Source organism: Brevundimonas sp., from assembly GCF_036732845.1.
GTDB lineage: Bacteria > Pseudomonadota > Alphaproteobacteria > Caulobacterales > Caulobacteraceae > Brevundimonas.
This window is the reverse complement of the sequence record NZ_DAINBO010000079.1, coordinates 1-4,034: the sequence shown is the minus strand read 5'-3', so window position 1 is coordinate 4,034 and position 4,034 is coordinate 1. Positions and strand designations below refer to the sequence as shown.

Here is a 4,034-nt window from a genome sequence, read left to right as displayed (position 1 = left end):
CAGTTCAGGGGCGGGCTGATGAACATCAGCTTCTGGAACATCGCGCTGGACGGCGACGCCCTGGTGCGCGCCTGTTTCGGGCGTCTGACCGGGTCTGAGAGCGGTCTATTGGGCTATTGGTCCCTGAGCAGCAGCGGCAAGGATCGGTCGCCGCTGCACAATGACGCCCAGCCCGTGGGTCCGGTCGCCGGCGGATGGTGCCCCGAATGCGTCTGGGCCAGGGGCGACAACGACTTCGTCTTCGCCCAGCTCGCCAGCCTGCCCGACCCCGGCGCACCCACGGACCCTCGCACCCAATCCGTCAGCGTATTGGTGCCCGCCGGTGCGCCCGCCCTGTCCATGGCCATTCTGTCGAACAGCGACCAGCCCAGCTTTCCGGCCGGCGCCACGGTGCGACTGACCGATCCCAACGGCGTCGTCTATAATGAAGACCAAAGCACCGACGCCATCTTCGTGAAGACGGTCGGGGGCGAGGTGTTCAGCGCCAACTTCATCACCCCCGCCGCGGGCGAATGGACCGTCACGGTGACTGCGCCGGGGACGACGGTCTATACCTGCAACATCCAGACAACCCCGACCCAGGACGTGGTCCAGACCAGTCTGGCGGCGCTCGATCCCCTGTTTTCGGAAACCGCCGTCGTCGGCAGTCCCTATCACGGCCGGCTGATGCGCCATTACGGCGATCAGGTGATGGTGGGCGGCTTCTGGGGTTGGGTGGTCGCCGTGGTGCTGGTGGTGGTGGTGGTGGTGGCCGTGGTCGCCGTCGCCGTCTACAGCGGCGGCGCGGCGGCGCCCGCGGCCGCGCGCCTGCTGGCCCTCGTCGTCCTGTTCGGCGCCGTGACGCTCACCGCCTATCTGAACGCCCTGAACAGCCAGAGCGTCACCGAAACCACCACCCAGATCGCGGGCAGCAGCGGCTTCATCGTCGCCACCGATCCCCTGATCCTGATGGACGCCAACGCCGAGGCCGACCCCGTCACTCAACTGCTGTATCAGGCACGCAAGAAGAAGCTCTTCCCGTCCGTCGCCACCAGCGAGTTCAACACCACCCTGAAGCAGTTGATCGGCCCGGACATGGTGCGGGACAAGGTCAAGGCCGCCCTGATCGGCGCATCGTCGGGCCTGGTCAGCGCCGCGGGCCACGGCCAACCCACCTACATCCTTGGCGCGAACGTGGCGCCCGGCAGCACGGAGATGGTCATCGTGCTGGCGACCTACAGCGTCGGTCAATTCACGCCGCCGGAAGCCGCCGGGAAGATCTTCCACCTGTTCGCCTGTTATTGCGGAACGCCGGGATCGACCACGTCCCCGGGCCTGGCCCAGGCGCTGGTGGCGGCCGGGGCCAAGGCCGCTTTCGGCTACAATCAGCCGGTCAAGATGACCGAGGCGATCGTCGACACCGTCGGTTATTGCGGTTCGCAGATCGACCTGACCCTGATGGCCGGCGGCACCTGCGCCCAAGCCTATCAGGCGGCCTACAAGGCCTATACCGACAAGGCCAAGCTGTATGTGGACAACGGCCGGCCGGATCTCGCGGCCCTGCTGACCTGGAACCGCGACGCCCTGGTCGGTCCCAGCAAGAACACCATGTACGGCGACCCCAACGCCAAGCTGAACATCGCGCCCCGGCCCCAGCCCTTGATCCGCCACTGACAAAGAAAAACGCGGCCCGGCGAACCGGACCGCGTTTCTGGCTTCAGACCTGACGCCGGATCAGTGACTGACCACCGCCCCGCCTTCCGTCGTGGTAGGCGCGGCCGCGGGCAACGGTTCGGTCGCCTCGTCCCATTCGACGGGGGTCAAGGTGCCGGTCAAGGCCCACTTCAGCGCCTCGTCGGCGGTCGAGACGGGCACGATCTCCAGCGCCGACTTCACATTGTCGGGCACGTCGGCCAAGTCCTTCTCGTTCTCCTGCGGGATCAGCACCGTCTTCACGCCCGAGCGCAGGGCCGCCAGCAGCTTCTCCTTCAGGCCGCCGATGGCCGTGACCCGGCCGCGAAGGGTGATCTCGCCGGTCATGGCGATGTCCTTCTTAATCGGGATGCCGGTCAGGACCGAGACCATGGCCACGGTCATGGCCACGCCCGCCGAAGGACCGTCCTTGGGCGTCGCGCCGTCGGGCACGTGCACGTGGATGTCGGTCTTTTCAAACACCGGCGGCTTGACCCCGAACGACAGGGCGCGCGCCCGGACGTAGGAGGCGGCGGCCGAGATCGACTCCTTCATGACCTCCTTCAGATTGCCGGTCACGGTCATGCGGCCGCGCCCCGGCATCTTGATCGCCTCGATGGTCAGGATGTCGCCGCCGAACTCGGTCCAGGCCAGGCCGGTGACGATGCCGACCTGATCCTCGGCGTCGGTCTCGCCATAGCGGTATTTCCGCACCCCGGCGTATTCGGCCAGCTTGGCGTCGTCGACCGTGATCGAGACCAGTTTGGACGTCGCCATCTCGCGCACCGCCTTGCGGGCCAGGCCGCCCAGGGCGCGCTCCAGAGAACGGACGCCCGCTTCACGCGTGTAGTAGCGGATCAGATCGCGCATCGACTGTTCGGGAACGATCAGCTCGCCCGCCTTCAGCCCGTGGTCTTCCAGCAGCTTGGGCAGGACGTGGCGCTTGGCGATCTCGACCTTTTCGTCCTCGGTGTAGCCGCTGACCCGGATGATCTCCATGCGGTCCATCAGGGGCTGAGGCATGTTCAGGCTGTTGGCCGTGGTCACGAACATGACCTGAGACAGGTCGTAATCGACCTCCAGATAGTGGTCGCCGAAGGTCGAGTTCTGGGCCGGGTCCAGCACCTCCAACAGGGCCGAGGACGGATCCCCGCGCCAGTCGGCGCCCAGTTTGTCGATCTCGTCCAGCAGGACGAAGGCGTTGGTCGTCTTGGCCTTCTTCATCGACTGGATGATCTTGCCAGGCATGGAGCCGATGTAGGTGCGGCGGTGGCCGCGAATCTCGGCCTCGTCACGCACGCCGCCCAGCGACATGCGGACGTACTCACGCCCGGTCGCCTTGGCGATCGACTTGGCCAGCGAGGTCTTGCCGACGCCCGGAGGGCCGACCAGGCACAGGATCGGGCCTTTCAGGCTGCCGGTGCGCGCCTGCACGGCCAGATATTCCAGGATGCGCTCCTTCACCTTCTCCAGACCGAAGTGATCCTCTTCCAGAATGTCCTCGGCCTTCTTCAGGTCGATGGGCTTCTGCTTGGCCTTGCCCCACGGGATCGACAGCAGCCAGTCGAGGTAGTTCCGCACCACGGTCGACTCGGCCGACATCGGCGACATGTTGCGCAGTTTCTTGACCTCGGCCTCGGCCTTGGCCCGCGCCTCCTTGGACAGCTTGGTCTTACGGATGCGCCGCTCCAGCTCCATGATCTCGTCGCGCTGGTCGTCGGTCTCGCCCAGCTCGCGCTGGATCGCCTTCATCTGCTCGTTCAGATAATATTCGCGCTGGGTCTTCTCCATCTGCCGCTTCACGCGGCTGCGGATCTTCTTCTCGACCTGCAAGACGCTGATTTCGCCCTCCATCAGGCCATAGACCTTCTCCAGGCGCAGCGGCGTCTCGATGGTTTCCAGCAGGGCCTGTTTGTCGGCGATCTTGACCGACAGGTGCGCGGCGACGCTGTCGGCCAGCTTGGCCGGGTCGGTGATCTGGGGGATGGAGCTGAGGGCCTCGGGCGGGACCTTCTTGTTCAGCTTCACATAGTTCTCGAACTGCTCGACCACCGCGCGCATCAGCGCTTCGGCCTGGGCGGGGTCGCCCGCGTCGTCGGCGATCTCGACGGCCTCGGCCTCGAAATAGTCCTCGCGGTCGGTGAAGCGGGTCAGATGGGCGCGGCTCTTGCCCTCGACCAGCACCTTGACCGTGCCGTCGGGCAGTTTCAGCAGTTGCAGCACCGTGGCCAGCACGCCGATCGGATAGATGGCGTCGGGCGCCGGGTCGTCATCGACGCTGTTACGCTGGGTCGCCAGCAGGATCTGCTTTTCGCCCTTCATGATCTCGTCCAGCGCGCGCACCGATTTCTCGCGCCCGACGA

General features: G+C 66.1%; 2 protein-coding genes. One reads left to right on the top strand and one right to left on the bottom strand.

Annotation, left to right across the window (positions count from 1 at the left end):
* The coding region (locus tag V7D63_RS13255; RefSeq protein ID WP_333592748.1) for a hypothetical protein at positions 1–1,653 on the top strand (1,653 nt) is incomplete at its 5' end.
* Positions 1,654–1,713: 60 nt separating this feature from the next.
* On the opposite strand, the gene lon is transcribed toward V7D63_RS13255, so the two are convergent.
* The coding region (lon, locus tag V7D63_RS13250) for an endopeptidase La (RefSeq protein WP_333592747.1) at positions 1,714–4,034 on the bottom strand (2,321 nt) is incomplete at its 5' end.